The organism is Klebsiella sp. 2-CIP_Kleb. (assembly GCF_050378715.1).
GTDB lineage: Bacteria > Pseudomonadota > Gammaproteobacteria > Enterobacterales > Enterobacteriaceae > Klebsiella > Klebsiella quasipneumoniae.
Genome location: NZ_JBNRLG010000001.1, coordinates 254,461 through 271,978, shown reverse-complemented (window position 1 = coordinate 271,978; position 17,518 = coordinate 254,461). Strand labels below are relative to the sequence as shown.

General features: G+C 59.1%; 17 protein-coding genes. 10 read left to right on the top strand and 7 right to left on the bottom strand.

All coding sequences use genetic code 11. From position 1 onward, the window contains the following. Window positions 1-183: 183 nt before the first annotated feature. Window positions 184-3,291, top strand: coding sequence for a beta-galactosidase (locus ACQUTP_RS01315; protein WP_080935718.1), 3,108 nt, complete (start codon window positions 184-186; stop codon window positions 3,289-3,291). A 54-nt stretch (window positions 3,292-3,345) separates the two neighbouring features. Next, window positions 3,346-4,611 (top strand): MFS transporter, encoded by a 1,266-nt coding sequence (locus ACQUTP_RS01310; protein WP_247050325.1) that lies wholly within the window; start codon window positions 3,346-3,348, stop codon window positions 4,609-4,611. A 30-nt stretch (window positions 4,612-4,641) separates the two neighbouring features. Here ACQUTP_RS01310 and ACQUTP_RS01305 read toward each other — a convergent pair whose 3' ends face one another. The 3 genes from ACQUTP_RS01305 to ACQUTP_RS01295 form a co-directional block, all read right to left on the bottom strand. Beyond that, window positions 4,642-5,730: an AAA family ATPase gene (locus tag ACQUTP_RS01305; RefSeq protein ID WP_004205990.1), complete on the bottom strand. Its 1,089-nt coding sequence runs from the start codon at window positions 5,728-5,730 to the stop codon at window positions 4,642-4,644. 86 nt (window positions 5,731-5,816) lie between these two features. Next, the gene (locus ACQUTP_RS01300; RefSeq protein ID WP_004205993.1) at window positions 5,817-6,077 is read right to left on the bottom strand and encodes a hypothetical protein; all 261 of its coding nucleotides are present in this window, start codon (window positions 6,075-6,077) and stop codon (window positions 5,817-5,819) included. Next, window positions 6,061-6,192 carry a hypothetical protein gene (locus tag ACQUTP_RS01295; RefSeq protein ID WP_023318188.1) on the bottom strand — a complete coding sequence of 44 codons (132 nt, stop codon included), beginning with the start codon at window positions 6,190-6,192 and terminating at the stop codon, window positions 6,061-6,063. The genes ACQUTP_RS01300 and ACQUTP_RS01295 overlap by 17 nt, the downstream gene beginning before the upstream one ends. A gap of 181 nt (window positions 6,193-6,373) precedes the next feature. Between ACQUTP_RS01295 and ACQUTP_RS01290 the strand changes: the two genes are divergently transcribed. Beyond that, a complete protein-coding gene (locus tag ACQUTP_RS01290; protein ID WP_017900346.1) occupies window positions 6,374-7,234 on the top strand; it encodes a broad-spectrum class A beta-lactamase OKP-B-8 in 861 nt (286 codons plus the stop codon). Window positions 7,235-7,254: 20 nt separating this feature from the next. Here the strand turns inward: ACQUTP_RS01290 and ACQUTP_RS01285 are convergent, their stop codons facing one another. Beyond that, window positions 7,255-8,016, bottom strand: a complete 762-nt coding sequence (locus ACQUTP_RS01285) for a DeoR/GlpR family DNA-binding transcription regulator (RefSeq protein WP_064794837.1) — start codon at window positions 8,014-8,016, stop codon at window positions 7,255-7,257. 260 nt (window positions 8,017-8,276) lie between these two features. Between ACQUTP_RS01285 and ltnD the strand changes: the two genes are divergently transcribed. Genes ltnD through ACQUTP_RS01260 form a run of 5 tightly spaced genes read left to right on the top strand, consistent with a single transcriptional unit; the run spans window position 8,277 to window position 13,277 of the window. Then, a complete protein-coding gene (gene ltnD / locus ACQUTP_RS01280; protein ID WP_004205998.1) occupies window positions 8,277-9,179 on the top strand; it encodes an L-threonate dehydrogenase in 903 nt (300 codons plus the stop codon). 11 nt (window positions 9,180-9,190) lie between these two features. Further along, a complete protein-coding gene (gene otnK / locus ACQUTP_RS01275) occupies window positions 9,191-10,456 on the top strand; it encodes a 3-oxo-tetronate kinase (protein WP_064794836.1) in 1,266 nt (421 codons plus the stop codon). Further along, window positions 10,449-11,069 carry an aldolase gene (locus tag ACQUTP_RS01270; protein ID WP_032455999.1) on the top strand — a complete coding sequence of 207 codons (621 nt, stop codon included), beginning with the start codon at window positions 10,449-10,451 and terminating at the stop codon, window positions 11,067-11,069. Before otnK ends, ACQUTP_RS01270 begins: the two co-directional genes overlap by 8 nt. Before the next feature lie 4 nt (window positions 11,070-11,073). Further along, entirely contained in the window at window positions 11,074-11,856 is a 783-nt protein-coding gene (locus tag ACQUTP_RS01265) for an HPr family phosphocarrier protein (protein ID WP_064794835.1), read from the top strand. Window positions 11,857-11,912: 56 nt separating this feature from the next. Further along, on the top strand, window positions 11,913-13,277 hold the full coding sequence (locus tag ACQUTP_RS01260) for a GntP family transporter (protein WP_004206005.1): 1,365 nt from the start codon (window positions 11,913-11,915) through the stop codon (window positions 13,275-13,277). A 26-nt stretch (window positions 13,278-13,303) separates the two neighbouring features. Here the strand turns inward: ACQUTP_RS01260 and ACQUTP_RS01255 are convergent, their stop codons facing one another. Further along, complete coding sequence (locus ACQUTP_RS01255) at window positions 13,304-14,212, bottom strand: helix-turn-helix domain-containing protein (RefSeq protein ID WP_048324109.1); 909 nt, start codon at window positions 14,210-14,212, stop codon at window positions 13,304-13,306. A gap of 311 nt (window positions 14,213-14,523) precedes the next feature. Between ACQUTP_RS01255 and kbvR the strand changes: the two genes are divergently transcribed. Continuing rightward, on the top strand, window positions 14,524-15,135 hold the full coding sequence (gene kbvR / locus ACQUTP_RS01250) for a LuxR family transcriptional regulator KbvR (RefSeq protein WP_004206009.1): 612 nt from the start codon (window positions 14,524-14,526) through the stop codon (window positions 15,133-15,135). A 29-nt stretch (window positions 15,136-15,164) separates the two neighbouring features. Here kbvR and ACQUTP_RS01245 read toward each other — a convergent pair whose 3' ends face one another. Then, window positions 15,165-15,284, bottom strand: a complete 120-nt coding sequence (locus ACQUTP_RS01245; protein WP_137910593.1) for a small membrane protein — start codon at window positions 15,282-15,284, stop codon at window positions 15,165-15,167. A gap of 397 nt (window positions 15,285-15,681) precedes the next feature. Between ACQUTP_RS01245 and ACQUTP_RS01240 the strand changes: the two genes are divergently transcribed. Further along, window positions 15,682-16,899: a diguanylate phosphodiesterase gene (locus ACQUTP_RS01240; RefSeq protein ID WP_428902329.1), complete on the top strand. Its 1,218-nt coding sequence runs from the start codon at window positions 15,682-15,684 to the stop codon at window positions 16,897-16,899. Window positions 16,900-16,919: 20 nt separating this feature from the next. On the opposite strand, the gene ACQUTP_RS01235 is transcribed toward ACQUTP_RS01240, so the two are convergent. Beyond that, the gene (locus tag ACQUTP_RS01235) at window positions 16,920-17,432 is read right to left on the bottom strand and encodes a 2-oxo-tetronate isomerase (RefSeq protein ID WP_285756063.1); all 513 of its coding nucleotides are present in this window, start codon (window positions 17,430-17,432) and stop codon (window positions 16,920-16,922) included. Between the last annotated feature and the right edge of the window lie 86 nt (window positions 17,433-17,518).

Sequence of the window (17,518 nt, the reverse complement as noted above, 5' to 3'; positions counted from 1 at the left end):
CAATAACAATGTCGTGCGCTAACATTTTATGTTTAACGCGCGACAAAAAACAGCGCTTTAGCCTCGCTTTCGTGATCGTCTGTTAATTTCATTTCCGCCGTCGTTGCTGGACAAAACAAATTATCCGATAACGTTCTTTATCCTGTTTAGCGATCGACATTTTCTGACTTACCGGGGATTACTATGCCAATAAGCGATACCAGTCGCCGCCACGCGCCTGACTTTCACGCCGTCCTCGCCCGCGAAGACTGGCAGAACCAGACCATTACGCATCTCAACCGCCTGCCAGCGCATCCTGCGTTCGCCAGCTGGCGCGATGAGCTTGCCGCCCGCGATAATCGCCCTTCGCCTCGACGTCGTCAGCTGGACGGCGAGTGGCAATTTGCTTACGCCCGCAGCCCGTTTGCCGTCGATGCGCAGTGGCTGACGCAGGACCTGCCAGGCAGCCGCGGGACGCCCGTGCCCTCCAACTGGCAGATGGAGGGCTATGACGCGCCGATCTACACCAACGTCCGCTACCCCATCGACACCATCCCGCCGCGGGTGCCGGAGGATAACCCAACCGGCTGTTACTCCCTGCACGTTGCGATCGATGACGCCTGGCACACGGACGGACAGACGCAGATTATTTTCGACGGCGTCAACTCAGCGTTTCATCTGTGGTGCAACGGCGCCTGGGTCGGTTACTCCCAGGACAGCCGCCTGCCGGCGGCGTTCGATCTCAGCCCCTTCCTGCGCCCGGGCGACAACCGCCTGTGCGTGATGGTCATGCGCTGGAGCGCCGGCAGCTGGCTGGAAGACCAGGATATGTGGCGAATGAGCGGTATTTTTCGCTCGGTGTGGCTGCTGAATAAGCCGCACCAGCGGCTATGCGACGTGCAGCTGACGCCGACCCTTGACGCCCTCTGCCGCGACGGCGCTCTGCAGGTTCAGGCGACCGTCGAAGCGACAGAGGCGGCGCTTGCCGGGCTCTGCGTCGGGGTTAGCCTGTGGCGCGGCGAGCAGCCTGTCGCCGCCCATCGTCAGCCGTTAGGCTCCCCGGCGGTGGATGAGCGCGGCCACTACGCCGAACGGGTCGATTTCTCCCTGGCGGTAGCGGCGCCGGCGCACTGGAGCGCGGAAACCCCGAACTGTTATCGCGCCGTGGTCACCCTGTGGCGTGGCGACGAACTGCTGGAGGCCGAGGCGTGGGATATCGGTTTTCGCCGCATCGAGATCGCCGACGGTCTGCTGCGCCTTAACGGCAAACCGCTGCTGATCCGCGGCGTTAACCGCCATGAACACCACCATTTGCGCGGTCAGGTGGTCAGCGAGGCGGATATGGTGCAGGACATTCTGTTGATGAAGCAGAACAACTTTAACGCCGTCCGCTGCTCACACTACCCCAACGCGCCGCGCTGGTATGAGCTGTGCAACCGCTACGGTCTGTACGTGGTCGATGAAGCCAATATTGAAACCCACGGCATGGTGCCGATGAACCGGCTGTCCGACGATCCGGCGTGGCTGCCAGCCTTCAGCGCCCGCGTCACCCGGATGGTACAGAGCAACCGCAACCATCCATGCATTATCATCTGGTCGCTGGGTAACGAATCTGGCGGCGGCGGCAACCATGAAGCGCTGTACCACTGGCTGAAGCGCAACGACCCGAGCCGTCCGGTGCAGTACGAGGGCGGCGGCGCGGATACCACCGCTACCGATATTATCTGTCCGATGTACGCCCGCGTCGAACGCGACCAGCCGATCCCGGCGGTACCGAAGTGGGGGATCAAAAAATGGATCAGCCTGCCCGGCGAGCAGCGGCCGCTGATCCTCTGCGAGTACGCCCATGCGATGGGCAACAGTCTCGGCAACTTCGCCGATTACTGGCAGGCCTTCCGCGAGTATCCGCGGCTGCAGGGCGGGTTTATCTGGGACTGGGCCGACCAGGCGATCTGCAAAACCTTTGACGACGGCAGCGTCGGCTGGGCCTACGGCGGCGACTTTGGCGATAAGCCGAACGATCGCCAGTTCTGTATGAACGGCCTGGTGTTCCCCGATCGCACGCCGCATCCGTCGCTGATCGAGGCGAAGCACGCCCAGCAGTATTTCCAGTTCGCCCTGCTGTCGACCTCGCCGCTGCGCGTGCGCATCGCCAGCGAATACCTGTTCCGCCAGAGCGATAACGAAGCGCTGCGCTGGCAGGTGCAGGCGGCCGGTGAAACCCTGTATCACGGCAACCTGACGCTGGCGCTTCCCCCGGAGGGCAGTGACGAGATAACGCTGCTTGATGACCTGATTCTACCGCCAGGCGCCCGCGCGGTGTGGCTGACGCTGGAGGTGGTCCAGCCCCGGGCGACCGACTGGTCCCCGGCGGACCATCGCGTCGCCTGGCAGCAGTTTCCCCTGCCCGCCCCGCTGGCGCTGCCGGCGCCCACGGTGCCTGCCGGCGCCCCGGATCTGGTCGTCAGCGAGGAGGCCTGGCAGATCCGCGCCGGCACGCAGTGCTGGACCGTCGATCGGCGGACCGGTTTGCTGAGTGGCTGGTCGCTTGCCGGTCAGGAGCAGCTGCTGACCCCCCTGCAGGATCAGTTTATCCGCGCGCCGCTCGACAATGACATCGGGGTCAGCGAAGTGGAGCGCATCGATCCCAACGCCTGGGTGGAGCGCTGGAAAAGCGCCGGCCTGTTCGACCTTGAGGCATGCTGCGTGCAGTGCGATGCCCAGCGCCTGGCCAATGAGACCCTTGTCGACAGCCGCTGGCACTACCTGCGCGGCGACGAGGTGGTGATTGTCAGCCACTGGCGCATGCGCTTTACTGCGGACGGAACGGTACGGCTGACGGTGGACGGCGAGCGCGCGGAAACGCTGCCGCCGCTGCCGCGGGTCGGACTGCATTTCCAGGTGGCGGAACAGCAGGCGCCGGTGAGCTGGCTGGGGCTGGGACCGCATGAGAACTACCCCGACCGGCGGAGCAGCGCCTGCTTCGCCCGCTGGGAGCAGCCGCTGGCGGCGATGAGCACGCCCTACATCTTCCCGACGGAAAACGGCCTGCGCTGTGATACCCAGGCGCTGGATTGGGGACGCTGGCACGTCAGCGGTCATTTCCACTTCTCCGTTCAGCCATGGAGCACCCGTCAGCTGATGGAGACCGACCACTGGCACAAGATCCAGGCTAAAGACGGGGTGTGGATCACCCTCGACGGCCTGCATATGGGAGTGGGCGGCGATGACTCCTGGACCCCAAGCGTGCTGCCGCAGTGGCTCCTGACCCAAACGCGCTGGCAGTACGAGGTCTCATTGCGTTGCCTTTAATCCGTGGGGGCGGCAGCCCCCACCCTACAAACAGAATAACAAGGGATCATGGTGATGAAATTCTCTGAACTGGCGCCGCGAGAACGGCATAATTTTGTCTATTTCCTGCTGTTCTTTTTCTTTTACTATTTCATTATGTCGGCCTATTTTCCTTTTTTTCCGGTGTGGCTGGCGGACGTTAACCATTTAACCAAAACGGAAACCGGGATCGTCTTCTCCTCCATCTCGCTGTTCGCAATTATTTTTCAGCCGGTATTTGGTCTGATGTCGGATAAGCTTGGCCTGCGCAAACATCTGCTGTGGACCATCACGGTACTGTTAATTCTGTTCGCGCCGTTCTTTATTTTCGTTTTCTCCCCGCTGTTGCAGATGAATATTATCGCCGGTTCGCTGGTGGGCGGGATCTACCTGGGGATTGTTTTCTCCAGCGGCTCCGGGGCGGTGGAAGCCTATATCGAGCGCGTCAGCCGGGCAAACCGCTTTGAATATGGCAAAGTGCGGGTCGCTGGCTGCGTCGGCTGGGCGCTGTGCGCCTCGATAACCGGCGTGCTGTTCGGCATCGACCCCAATATTACCTTCTGGATCGCCTCCGGCTTTGCGCTGGTGCTAGGTCTTCTGCTCTGGCTGTCGCGCCCGGAAAGCAGCAACAGCGCCCAGGTTATTGAGGCGCTGGGAGCCAATCGCCAGGCCTTTTCGCTGCGCACCGCGGCCGAGCTGTTACGTATGCCGCGTTTCTGGGGCTTTATCGTCTATGTGGTGGGAGTCGCCAGCGTCTACGACGTGTTTGATCAGCAGTTCGCCAACTTTTTCAAAAGCTTTTTCGCCAGTCCGCAGCGCGGTACCGAAGTGTTTGGCTTCGTCACCACCGGCGGCGAGCTGCTCAACGCGCTAATTATGTTCTGCGCCCCGGCCATCGTTAACCGCATCGGCGCCAAAAGCGCCCTGCTGACCGCCGGGATGATCATGTCGGTGCGCATTCTCGGATCGTCGTTCGCCTCATCGGCGGTAGAGGTGGTGATCCTCAAGATGCTGCATATGTTTGAGATCCCCTTCCTGCTGGTCGGGACCTTTAAATATATCTCCTCCGCCTTTAACCCGCGGCTCTCGGCCACCCTGTTCCTGATCGGTTTTAACCTGTCGAAACAGCTGTCCGGGGTGGTCCTTTCCGCCTGGGTGGGCCGGATGTATGACACCGTCGGCTTCCATCAGGCCTATCTGATCCTCGGCTGCATCACCCTGAGCTTCACCCTGCTCTCGTTCATCACCTTACGCGGCGGCAAAAGCCTGCTGCCAGCAGCGGAGACGCAGACCCCCGCCTGATCCCGGCGCTCCCGTCAGGGATGACGGGGTTTACGCCACAATGCGCGTTTCTCCGCCGCTATTCTCCAGCGCATAGCGCTGACAGGGCGCCCCAGCGGCGATAAGCTCCGCCAGTTCAGCCGAGTGGCTGGTCAGCCAGATCTGGCTGTAGCGGGAGGCCTCGATTATCAGCCGGGCCAGCGCCGGGAGCATGTCGCGATGCAGGCTGTTCTCCGGCTCATTGATCGCCAGAAACGCCGGCGGGCGCGGGCTGAGCAGCGCGACGGCGAGACAGAGAAAGCGCAGCGTGCCATCGGACATCTCCGCCGCCAGCAGCGGCCGGCGGATCCCCTCCCGGCGCATTTTCAGGGCGAAACGCGAGTGCTCGTTTTCACAGTAAAACTGGCAGCCGGGAAAGGCGTCGGCGAGGATCTCGTGCAACATCTCCTCCGCGCCAATCTCGACAATGGTCTGAAAGGCGGCGGCCAGATTATGGCCATCGCTGTCGAGTACCGGCGAACGATACCCCACGGCCGGCTGGCGCAGCGGCGAGTGGCGGCCAATGGCGAACTCATGGTAAAACCGCCAGCGGCGCAGGGTCTCCCGCACCCGCGACACTTCGGGAAAACGGTGCGGCTCGCCAAGCTGACCGAACACCGACTCGTTTTCATAAATACTCTCGGTGAAGGTGCTTTTCTCCCCGGTGACATCGACGAGGAACGCCGCCTGATTCTTGCGCTGCAGTACGCGGGAGGAAGGCCGACGGGAGTAGCCTGCCAGCCAGATGTGCTCTTCTTTGACGATGGGATCGAGCATGAACTGCGTCGGATAGGGTAATTTTTCCGGGAAACCTACCTGCAGTTCATAATCAAAGCTCTCCGTCCGACAGGCGATTTGCAGCCGGCGGGGATGGCGATCGAGGGGGGAACGATCTCCGGACCACATCATATTTTCCAGGCCGCCCTCTGCGCTGATAAACCCCGACAGCCTGCCGTCGGCAGCCGCGGTCAACAGATGGATGGCGTTGTAAATATTGGATTTGCCGCAGCCGTTAGGACCGAAGACAATGTTCAATGGCCCCAGCTCCAGTTCGATATCCCTGACTGAGCGAAAGTTTTGTATATGGATGTACTGAATCATGATGCGTCCTGGCCCGGAGAGAGAAGGCTGCCACAGTAGCAAAGCCGCGGCATGGATACTATCGCATCCCCTCACTCCGCCCGGGTTCAACAGAACATTTTTTTCATTCCGCGGGTCAGCGCCACCCGCGTCAGCTTATCGCTATCCTGATGGGCGTCACTAAAGACGCCAAAGAAATAGCGTTCATCGTCAATGGTTTGACTTACGATACGATAGCTGAGCGGTTGCCCGGACGGCGCACCGTATTGCGCAGGCGTCACCGAGACCTCGGTCGCATCGTCGGCGACGCTGACCAGCAGTCCATCCGCCTTACCGCCCACCAGCATGACCTTAATTATCGGGTGCACCAGTTCCTCCCGGGATGGCATAGATCATTGGCAAACCGCGCAGCGCGGCGGGCGTATCGTCAGCAATCAGCGGCGCCAGCCAGCGTGCGGTCTTAAGTACTTTCTTATAGTTCATTGCGGCCTTGAGTCAAAAAATAGCGTGCTTAGGCTGAGCTAAATATTGATTATTCGAAATAAAAGATGACAAATGATGAAGGAAAAAAGAGGAATTGTGAATCAGCAAAATACCGGGTTATTCTTATTCGTCACACCTTTTCTCGCCTTTATCGGCCCTTACACAAGGAAGTATTACGGTTATGCGTTATGTTCGCCTGTGCCTTATCTCCCTGATTGCCGCCCTGCCACTGGCGGTATTCGCCAGCCCTCAGCCGCTTGAGCAGATTAAAATCAGCGAAAGTCAGCTGGCGGGCCGGGTGGGCTATGTTGAAATGGATCTGGCCAGCGGCCGCACGCTGGCCGCCTGGCGCGCCAGTGAGCGCTTTCCGCTGATGAGCACCTTTAAAGTGCTGCTCTGCGGCGCGGTGCTGGCCCGGGTGGATGCCGGCGACGAACAGCTGGATCGGCGGATCCACTACCGCCAGCAGGATCTGGTGGACTACTCCCCGGTCAGCGAAAAACACCTTGCCGACGGGATGACCGTTGGCGAACTCTGCGCCGCCGCCATCACCATGAGCGACAACACCGCCGGCAATCTGCTGTTGAAGATCGTCGGCGGCCCCGCGGGATTGACCGCTTTTCTGCGCCAGATCGGTGACAACGTCACCCGCCTTGACCGCTGGGAAACGGAACTCAATGAGGCGCTTCCCGGCGACGTGCGCGACACCACCACCCCGGCCAGCATGGCCACCACCCTGCGCAAGTTGCTAACCACCCCCTCTCTGAGCGCCCGTTCGCAGCAGCAGCTGCTGCAGTGGATGGTGGACGACCGGGTGGCCGGCCCGTTGATCCGCGCCGTGCTGCCGGCGGGCTGGTTTATCGCCGATAAAACCGGGGCCGGTGAGCGGGGCTCACGCGGCATTGTCGCCCTGCTCGGCCCGGACGGCAAAGCGGAGCGTATCGTGGTGATCTATCTGCGGGATACCGCGGCGACCATGGCCGAACGTAACCAGCAGATCGCCGGGATAGGCGCGGCGCTGATCGAGCACTGGCAGCGCTAGCCCGGCGAAGGCCGCGCGCCTTACCCGGCGCGCAGCACCTCGCAGGCGTGCCGGGTGATATGGGCGGCAGCGGCATCGGAGAGATGCCGGTCGGTAATGATGGTGGTAAAGCGAGTCAAGGGCAACGCCATAAACGTGGCCACCTGATTGTATTTCGAACTGTCGCACAGCAGGATGCTTCTGGCGCTGACCTGGCTGACGGTCTCCTTGACGGTGACTTTGTTCTCATCAGGGGTGAAAATTCCGCGGCTGTCCCAGCCGCTGGCGGAGATAAAAGCCGTATCGATAGCCAGGTGGCGCAAGGTGCGCGCCGCCGACTCGCCGACGCAGGAGCGGTTCTCCCGGCACAGGGTGCCGCCGGTGTGGATCACCCCGCACTGGCTGGCATCTATCAGCAGCTGGGTTATCTCAAAATCATTGGTGACCACCTGCAGGTCGTCCCGGTCGAGGATGGCCCGCGCCAGCGCCAGAGTGGTGGTGCCGGCATCGAGATAGATGCAGCTGTTTTTGGCAATGAGACTGGACGCCAGCGCGCCGATGGCCTGCTTCTCTTCACTCTGCAGGGTGCTTTTCACCAGATGACTGGGCTCTGCGGCCAGCCGGCTGACGGCGCGCACGCCGCCCGAGACGCTGACCAGCAGCCCCTGTTCTTCCAGCTTACTGACGTCCCGACGGATAGTCATATGGGACACGCCGAGGATCTCCGTCAGCTCATTAATGCTTACCGCCCCACGCTGCTCCACCAGGGCTAAAATACGCTGATGACGTTCAATTGGAATCACCGCTCTCCCCTTACCATTTTTTCACACCAGACCACACCACTCACGCCGGGAGCCTGACGATACCCTGTACTGTTATCGCGCTTGACCACTGTTTTTACGCTATTTTAGGGCAAGAATCGCCGTCGCGCAGCCACTTTCCGCCTGTGAATTTTTTATATTCATGTGGGTTATTCGTGATAACTCTCACATAATTTCACATGATAACGCTTTATTCTATCATTAAATCACATTAATTAACGAATATTCACAAGGAGACCATCATGACTGCACACACTAACGTCTGCGTGATTGGACTGGGTTCGATGGGCATGGGCGCCGCTCGCGCCTGCCTGCAGGCGGGCCTGAACACCTGGGGGGTGGACATCAACCCCGACAACTGCCGCGCGCTGCTGGAGGCGGGCGCCAAAGGCGCAGGCTCCAGCGCGGTGCCTTTCGCCGCTGAGCTGGATGCGGTCGTACTGCTGGTGGTTAATGCCGCCCAGGTGCGGGGGATCCTGTTCGGCGAGAGCGGCCTCGCCGCCCATCTGAAGCCGGGCACCGCGGTGATGGTGTCGTCAACCATCGCCGCCGCCGATGCCCAGGCGATAGCCGTAGCGCTGGCAGAATACCAGCTCTTGATGCTCGACGCGCCGGTATCGGGCGGCGCAGTGAAAGCGGCCGCCGGCGACATGACGGTAATGGCCTCCGGGAGCGATGCCGCCTTTGCCCGCCTCGCGCCAGTGCTGGATGCGGTGGCCGGCAAAGTCTACCGCATTGGGAGCGACATTGGCCTCGGCTCAACGGTGAAAATCATCCATCAGCTGCTGGCCGGGGTGCATATCGCCGTCGCCGCCGAAGCGATGGCCCTCGCCGCCCGCGCCGGCATCCCGCTGGAGACGATGTACGACGTGGTGACCCACGCGGCGGGTAATTCGTGGATGTTTGAGAATCGTATGCAGCACGTCCTGGATGGCGATTACTCGCCAAAATCCGCCGTCGATATTTTTGTCAAAGATCTCGGTCTGGTGAATGACACCGCCCGGGCGCTGACCTTCCCGCTGCCGCTCGCGACCACCGCGCTGAATATGTTCACCTCCGCCAGCAACGCCGGATTCGGCCGGGAAGATGACAGCGCGGTGATCAAGATTTTCAACGGCATTACCCTGCCGGGCCATAAACAGTGAGGAGAGACAAGATGCAGCTTGGTGTCATTGCCGATGACTTTACCGGCGCCACGGATATTGCCAGCTTCCTCGTGCGCAACGGCATGCCGACCGTGCAGCTAAACGGCGTACCGCCCCACGAACTGCCGTTGACCAGTGAAGCGGTGGTGATCAGTCTGAAAACGCGATCCTGCCCGGTGGAAACCGCCGTCAGCCAGTCCCTGGCGGCCCTGCGCTGGCTGCAAGCCCGGGGCTGTCAGCAATTTTATTTTAAGTATTGTTCCACTTTCGACAGCACCGCGCAGGGTAACATTGGCCCGGTACTGGATGCGCTGCTGGCAGAGCTGGGCGAGACGCGGACGGTGATATCACCGGCGCTGCCGGTGAACGGCCGCACGGTCTATCAGGGGTATCTGTTTGTCGGCCAGCAGTTGCTCAATGAGTCCGGCATGCGCCACCATCCGGTGACGCCAATGGAGGATGCCCACCTCGGCCGCTTAATCGAACGCCAGGGCGGCGGTAAAGCGGCGCTGATAGCCTGGCCAATTATCGATCAGGGGCCGGAAGCGGTCGTTGCCGCGCTGGCGGCCATCAGCGATCCGGCGGTGCGCTATGTGGTGCTCGATGCCCTTAGTGAACAGCATTTGCTGACCCAGGGGGCGGCGCTGCGGGAGATGAAGCTGGTCTCCGGCGGCTCTGGTCTCGCCATCGGCCTCGCCCGCGACTGGGCTCAGCGCCACGGAACCCAGGGTGAAGGATCCCTGGCGGGCATGCCGCTGCCCGGCCCGGCGGTGGTGCTCTCGGGCTCTTGTTCGCTGATGACCAACAGCCAGGTGGCGGCCTATCGTGAACAGGCTCCCGCCCGCGCCGTTGACTTAAGCGCCTGCTTTACCGATCTCGAAGGCTATGTCGGGACGCTGGCAGCCTGGGTGGACGCAAACCGCGATGCGCCGCTGGCGCCGATGGTCTATGCCACCACCGAGCCGCAAACGCTGCAGCGGATCCAGGCGCAGTATGGCGACAAGGCCAGCAGCGAAAGGGTGGAACAGTTGTTCGCCGCCCTCGCCGCCGCGCTGAAAGCGAAAGGATTCACCCGCTTTATTGTGGCTGGAGGGGAAACGTCGAGCATCGTGGCGCAGACGCTGGGGGTCGAGGCGTTCCATATCGGGCCGACGATCTCCCCTGGAGTTCCCTGGGTGCGTGACACCCGCCAGCCGCTCTCCCTGGCGCTGAAGTCAGGGAATTTCGGCGATATCTCGTTCTTTGCCCGTGCCCAGCAGGAGTTTTGTCATGACTGAGCAACAGCTGCGAGATGAGATGGTGCAAATTGGCGCCTCGTTGTTTAACCGCGGTTATGCCACCGGCTCCGCCGGCAATCTGTCGCTGCTGCTGCCGGACGGCAACCTGCTGGCGACGCCGACCGGCTCATGCCTGGGCGAGCTGCAGGCGCAGCGGTTGTCGGTGGTCACCCTGCAAGGCGAATGGCTCGCCGGCGACAAACCGTCGAAAGAGGTCGCTTTTCACCGGGCGGTCTATTTGCATAACCCGACCTGCAAGGCGATCGTCCACTTGCATAGCCACTATTTGACCGCGCTCTCCTGCCTGCAGGGGCTCGATCCGCACAATTGTATTCGCCCCTTTACTCCCTACGTGGTGATGCGGGTCGGCGACGTCCCGGTGGTTCCCTACTACCGACCGGGTGACGACCGCATTGCCGAGGCGCTGGCCGGGCTGGCGCCGCGCTATAACGCCTTTTTACTGGCCAACCATGGTCCGGTGGTCACCGGCTCATCGCTGCGCGAAGCCACCAACAATACCGAAGAGCTGGAAGAGACCGCGCGGCTGATGTTTACCCTCGGCAATCGCGAGATCCGTTACCTGACCGCTGACGAAGTGGATGAACTGAGATAAAACCATGCCAAAATTCGCTGCAAATTTATCCATGCTGTTTACCGAACTGCCGTTCCTGGACCGCTTTGCCGCCGCCGCCCGCGCTGGTTTCGAAGCCGTGGAGTTTCTGTTCCCCTATGAGTATGCCGCCGGGGAAATTAAACAGCGCCTGCAGGAAAACCAGCTGCAGCTGGTGCTGTTTAATACCCCGCCCGGCGACGTTAACGCCGGGGAGTGGGGTCTCGCCGCCCTGCCGGGCAGGAGCGCCGAGGCCCGGCGTGATATTGAGCTGGCGCTGGAGTATGCCTGCCAGCTGGATTGTCCGCAGGTGCATATCATGGCCGGCGTGGTGCCGCCGGGGATGGATCGCGCGGCCTGCGAGGCCGAGCTTGTCGATAACCTGCGCTACGCCGCCGAGTGCTTTGCCCGCCACGACAAGCGAGTGCTCATTGAAGCCCTGAATCCGCAGACCAAACCGGGCTATCTCTACCACAGCCAATATCAGACGCTGGAGATAGCGAAGCGGGTCGACCGGCCAAACATCGCGGTGCAGTTAGATCTGTTTCATGCGCAGAAAGTGGACGGTAATTTAAGCCATCTTATTACAGAGTATGCCGGTCAGTACCGCCATATTCAGATAGCCTCCCTGCCCGACCGCCATGAACCGGACGAGGGCGAGATTAATTATTCATGGATCTATGCGTTACTGGATAAAGCGGGCTATGAAGGTTGGATCGGCTGCGAATATATCCCCAGGGCGGATACCCTTTCCGGACTGGAATGGTTTTCGCCCTACCGGAAAAAATAAAGCGCGGTACTAAAAATATAACTCTCTGTATACCTGTTAATACCCGAGGCAAAACTATGTCGACATCGGCGCTGTTACTTATTGCGTTAGCCAGCGTAGTGCTGTTGCTCCTGCTGGTGATCAAAGCTAAAGCGCATCCTTTTGTGGCGCTCCTGATCGTCAGCCTGCTGGTGGCGTTCGCCACCGGCATTCCGGCGGATAAAATCATTACCACCATTGAAAAAGGGATGGGCGGCCTGCTCGGCCATATCGCCAGCATTATTATTTTGGGATCAATGCTGGGGGTGCTCATTGAAATATCCGGCGGCGCCGAATCGCTGGCGAAAACGCTGACCGGCGTGCTGGGTTCTAAACGGACGATTGCCGCCTTAACCATCGTTGCTTTTATTCTCGGCACGCCAGTCTTCTTTGAAGTCGGCTTTATTATCATCATTCCGTTAATTTACGGCTTCAGTAAAGTCGCTCATATGTCGCCGTTGAAGTTTGGCCTGCCAATGGCCGGAGTGATGTTAACCGTCCACGTGGCATTGCCAACCCACCCTGGCGCGGCGGCCGCGGCAGGTATTCTGCATAGCGATGTCGGCTGGCTGATGCTGGCGGGGATTGGGGTGTCGGTCGTGGTGGGTATCGTGGGTTATTTTGTCGCCCGGTCGATCAATCAGCGCCATTATCATCTGTCGATTAACGTGCTGGAACAGCAGCAAACGGCCGAGGTGCCCGACCTCTCCGTCAACGCGCAGCAGACCCGACTGGCGCCGCCGAATGCGCTGGTTATCGGCGGGCTGATCGTGGTGCCCATCGTGCTGATTGTTTCCGGAACGCTCTGTCAGGCCTTGCTGCTGCCGGAAAACGCGATTCGCCAGCTGATGACCGTCATTGGCACCCCGCCCGTCGCCCTGCTGATCTCCCTGGGGCTGGCCAGCTGGACGCTGGGCATCCGGCGGGGTATGAACCTGAAAAAGCTGGGAGAAGTGACCGGCAGCGCGATCCCCTCCTCGGCGGACGTTATCCTTGTCGCCGGCGCCGGCGGCGCCTTTGGCGGGGTGCTGGTCGCCTCCGGCATCGGCAATGCCTTAGCCGAGGCGCTGGAGACGATTCATCTGCCGCTGATGCCCGCCGCTTTCCTGCTGTCGCTGGTGCTTCGGGCCTCGCAGGGCTCGGCCACCGTGGCGATCCTCACCACCTCCGGCCTGCTGTCACAGGCGGTTGCCGGGCTGGAGCCGCTCCAGCTGGTGCTGGTGACGCTGGCGACCTGCTTCGGCTCACTCGGATTGTCACACGTCAACGATGCCGGATTTTGGGTGGTCACGCGCTATCTGGGGCTCTCGGTGCCGGACGGACTCAAAACATGGACCGTACTGACAACCATCATGGGGGTGACGGGCTTCCTCATTACCTGGCTGCTGTGGTTTTTACTGTGAAGTTTATTTGGGTGGCTCCGGCCACCTTATTGGGTCCCCCTCGCGGGGACTGACTCATTATCGCTGCCCGGCTGCTGAGCCGCCGCTTTCAGCGTCACCGGTATAAAATAGCGTACGTGATAGCACCTCTCTTCTGTATCTCCCCCCTCCGTATGGCGTGCCATGAAACATTCTATGTCATACCCGTCGCGACGGCTTACCCCCAGCGTTGGCAGCAGATCCAGATAGAGATCGCTGGACAAACGGGCATAGCGTGACCAGCTGCCGTAGAAATCAACTCCGACATAGAGTCCCGACCGGGCGGTCAACGTGGACGATGGCTTTCGCGCCTCATGACAACCGACAAAGGCGTTAATCTCGACGTTAAGCTCATTTTGACGCGCCGCGGCGTAATCAGAGAGTATGGAAAGTGAGCCTTCTCCGGCGGTAAAAAAACGGTCAACCTTTTGTCTGATAGCCGTCTTGGCGGTGCGTTGCAGCACCATATCCGACAGGCGCAGTTCATACTTCATCGGGTAGCCATAATAGACCCGCTCCGGCAGGGAACAGATCCGCGCCAATGGCAGACGTTCATCATCCGGGGAGAGTTTTTTTAACAGTTTTGCCGTATCCCAGTGCGCTGCGCATCGGTATTCCCGTGGCGAAAGCGAGAACCGTTTCTTAAACTCGCGGGAAAAGGTCTGCGGCGAATCGTAACTTAACTGCCAGGCTATGGCGGCGATCGGTTGCCGCGTTAAGCGCAGACTGACCGCTGCGATGGTCAAGCGCCGCAGGCGAATATACTGCCCGATGGGTAACCGGCCGTATTGATAAAACACCTCGTACACAAACCGACGCGAATAGCCCATATACTGTGCCAGGTCATCGATCGCCGGGTTACAGTAGATATTATCCTCCAGCCACGCCAACATTTTTAAATAGAGTTTCTGCTTCATAAGCACTACATACTTCCTGTAATCTTGTCCTCCGCTAATTCTAACAACAGATACTGGCTATCACTAAGCTTTTTATGCATCGCAAAAATAAAAAATCATCAAAACGCTTAAAACGCTGATCGATATATCCTTAACATTTTGTTTATTAGGAACTTTCGCATACCAATACACCGATATCTCACTTTTCCAGGCAGATATTGCATTAATGAAAAACATCCCTTAGATTACCCCGGCTAAAAAACGTCTGCACCTCACCATTATATTCTTTAATTTATTCTGACACCTTTTTTAATACCCAACAGGGAAGTTATATGACGAATTTTTTGATCAATATAAAAAATCACTATTTGCGGGTTGCTATTGCGGAACTGGTGGATGAAGCGATGAAGACCTACGGGGGATCAGAGTATCAGTTTTCTCAACAATGGAACGCGGATGGGATGGCGCAAGCTAATGTGATCTTCACGGAAATGGTGGCGGGAGAATGGTACCTGTGTCATGACCTGTTTCAGCATGCCCCAGAGCAATACACGCTTTTTATTTTTCAGGACAATGAACAAGCTACCGCCGAAGAGGGTTTACCCAACTGTCTGCGGCAGGCGGTGTTTATGCCTCCCCACGCTCCCGTTCAGCTTCTTAAAGATGAGATAGCCAGCGCGATTCAGCGCTCCCTGCCACCTCATCATGACCCATCCTTCAATCGCCTGCGGCGTTGCATCAATTGCGCCTGCAAGACGGTCAGCGATGCGCAAACCAAAGTCATTTACGCATTCAGTATTGGATTAAGTCCGCATGAAGTCGCCGCGGCGCTTAAAATTAGCCATAAAACCATTCATTCACATAAAAAGAATATTATGTGCAAGTTCAATTTAAACAGCCGCCAGCAATTTAACAACCTCGTAAAACTACTCGCAAGACGTTAATACAATCGTCATTGTATTACCTCTGCAGCTTATCTTCTGGAACGGAAGACGTAGCGTCTTTTGCGTCTTTCCTGAATATAAGAAAGACCACTCCACAAAGAAATTACGGGACAAAAAATCAAACACAAAATAATAAATAAGTCGCTCATATCAGACCTGAAAAAAGGAATTAAACTTACGTTGATAATATGGATTTGCTTTTAATCAGGCAAGACCAGTATCTCTTTTTAAGAGCGGGCAATATAATGGCAGGATAATTCCTGGTGGCGAATGTTAACCGATAATTTTAGGTGGTGGACCAATACCGCAGGAGGAGTGAGCGGCCTGTTTCCCCCTTTTGCATCGTAAATGAGAAAAAGATAGCTAAACCTCAGATTCCCTGTAGAGTGAAGGTAATCACAAAGTGAAACTCCCGTTCCGCGTAGCGGACATCACGGTTGGTTAAATGTCATAAAAAACAGCCTCCCTTCTCCGAGGGTCTGGCCATACCTCCCTAAATACGCGCTGTGCGGACCATTACGCGCTGCCGCAGCGACCGGAATGATTATGCTAACCACCCTGATATACCGCAGCCAGGTTAATCCTGCCCGCCCGCCCACCGATCTCGACGCTTTAATTCATCGCGCCAGCGGGAAAAACATGCCTCTTGGCATCACCGGTATTCTGCTGTTTAACGGCCTGCAGTTCTTCCAGGTGCTGGAGGGAAGCGAGGAAGATCTTGAGTCGTTATTCCACGAGATACAGAGCGATCCGCGCCATCGCGACGTGGTGGAACTGATGCGCGACTATTCGGCCTACCGTCGTTTTCACGACACCGGGATGCGCCTGCTGGATCTTCGTCTTTTCGAAGCCGAAAGCGCGCTGGAGGAGCTCCTGCGCTTTAGCTCGTTTGGGGTCACCGAGCCGGTCAACGACCGGATGTTCCGCCTGATTAGCGCCTTTATCGCCGACGGTGGGCGCTATTGTCTACCCGAGCCGCTGCAGCCTTCTCGCTGGACGATGATGCCTGCCCCGGCCACTGCTACGGCGCGCCACCTGCCCGATCAACCTTGCCAGTTTGCCCTGCAGGCCATCGTCGAGCCGGCCAAAAAGCGGGTCTCTTCCTTTGAAGCGCTGATACGCAGCCCCACCGGCGGATCCCCTGTGGAGATGTTTGCCGCCATCCCGGCGGAGGATCGCTACCGTTTCGACCTTGAGAGCAAAGCGTATGCCTTCTCTCTCGCCGGTCAGTTACCGCTTGGTAAAAACCAGCTGGTCATTAACCTGCTGCCCGGTTCGCTGTATAACCACCCTGACGCCGTCGGCTGGCTGATGAACAGCCTGCTGGCGGCCGGCCTCCGGCCGGACCAGGTGCTGATAGAGGTTACCGAAACGGAGGTGATCACCTGCTTTGACCAGTTCCACAAGGTGCTCAAAGCGCTGCGCGTCGCGGGCATGAAGCTGGCCATCGACGACTTTGGCGCGGGTTACTCCGGCTTGTCGTTACTGACCCGCTTTCAGCCCGATAAAATCAAAGTGGATGCGGAGCTGGTGCGCAATATTCATATCAGCGGCGCCAAGCAGGCGATTGTCGCCTCGGTGGTGCGCTGCTGCGAGGATTTGGGCATCACGGTGGTGGCGGAAGGCGTCGAAACCCTGGAAGAGTGGTGCTGGCTGCAGTCGGTGGGCATTCGCCTGTTTCAGGGGTTCCTTTTCTCCCGACCGTGCCTGAACGGCATCGGGGAAATTTGCTGGCCGATAGCGCGTCAGGCCACGGATCTGTAAGGCCGCGGTAGGCGGCAGCGTCACTGCCAGTGGGGGAGCTTTTCGCCCAGCGCCGCCAGGGCGAAGCGCACCGCTTTCGCCACCACTGTCTCGCAGTCGCCGGTAAAGCGCAGCCGTTGAGTTTCGATCTGGCCGCGAAAGTTCCAGGCAAACCATACCGTGCCGGCGGGGGTACCATCCTCTCCCCCCTCCGGTCCCGCATAGCCGCTGATGGCGATGGCGATATCGGCCCCGGCTAACGTCAAAATACCGGTCGACATTTCCTGAACGCACGCTTCGCTGACAGCGCTATGTACCGCCAGGGTTTCCGCGCGGACCTGCAGCACGTTGCGCTTGGCTTCATCGCTGAAGGTAACCACGCCGGTATCATAAAAGGCCGCGGTATCAGCCTGAGCACAGAGCGCCGCCGCCAGATTGCCACCGGTGCAGGATTCCGCCGTGGTCAATCGCCAGCCTCTCGCAATAAGCGCCCGGGCCACCCGAGCGGTCAATTCATGGGTATTTTGTGCGTCTTTATCGATTTGGTCCGTCATTCTGACACCTCGCCGACTTTTAGAAGGAACACAGCCTCACAGGCCCTGTTTACAGGATAGCATATCGATTTCTCTGATCGCCGGGA